This is a genomic window from Microbacterium sp. VKM Ac-2923 (assembly GCF_022815605.1).
Classification (GTDB): Bacteria; Actinomycetota; Actinomycetes; order Actinomycetales; family Microbacteriaceae; genus Microbacterium.
Window position 1 is genome coordinate 1 of sequence record NZ_JALGRP010000030.1, and the last position, 926, is coordinate 926.

Here is a 926-nt window from a genome sequence, read left to right on the forward strand (position 1 = left end):
GCGGCGGAGATAAAGCGGTTGCAGAAGGAGGTCTCGGAGTTGCGGAAGGCGAACGAGATCCTCAAGGCTGCGAGCGTGTTTTTCGCGAAGGAGCTCGACCGCCCCTGACCGAGATGATCCGGTTCATCACCGAGTACCGGGATCGTTTCGGGGTCGAGCTCATCTGCCGGGTGTTGCGCCCGGCAGTTCAAGGGTTCCTCACCTCCCGCGGCTACCGCGCCGCCATCGGCCGTGTGCCGTCCGCCCGCCAGCTGCAGGATGAGCTGCTCGTCCCGGAGGTCGCCAGGCTGCATGCGGAGAACTACGGCGTCTACGGCCGCCGGAAGATGCATGCACTGATGCGTCGGCAAGGGTGGGACATCGGCCGCGACCAGACCGAACGCCTCATGCGCCTGGCCGGGGTCCGAGGCGTCCGGAAGTCGAAGCGTGTGTTCACTACCCGCTCGGACAAGACGACCGTGCTGCCGAGTGATCTCGTCAACCGCCGCTTCACGGCGCCGGCGCCGCGGCGGCTCTGGGTTTGTGACGTGACCTACGTCGCAACGTGGTCGGGGTTCGCTTACGTCGCGTTCGTTACCGATGTCTATTCGCGTCGCATCGTGGGCTGGAACGTCGCGTCGACGCTGCGGTCGGAGATCCTTCCGATGCAGGCGCTCGATATGGCCGCCTGGAACGTCGGCGGCCGACTCGATGGGCTGGTCCATCACGCCGATCACGGGTCGAACTACACCGCGATGGTCTACACCGAGTGGATCGTCGAACTCGGCGCTGTCCCCTCCACCGGGACCGTCGGCGACTCGTTCGATAACGCCCTCGCTGAGGCCGTGAATGGCCTCTACAAGACCGAACTGATCCGTCAGCGCGGCCCCTGGCGAACCGTCGAGCAGGTCGAGCTCGCGACCCTCGAGTACGTGTGGTGGTGGAAC

The 926-nt window shown here is 65.7% G+C and carries 1 protein-coding gene; it reads left to right on the forward strand.

The genetic code is table 11. The annotated features are described in order from the left end of the window. Window positions 1–113 precede the first annotated feature (113 nt). Window positions 114–926, forward strand: an 813-nt coding sequence (locus tag MT347_RS18000) for an IS3 family transposase (RefSeq protein WP_243502732.1), incomplete at its 3' end; no start/stop codon positions are given.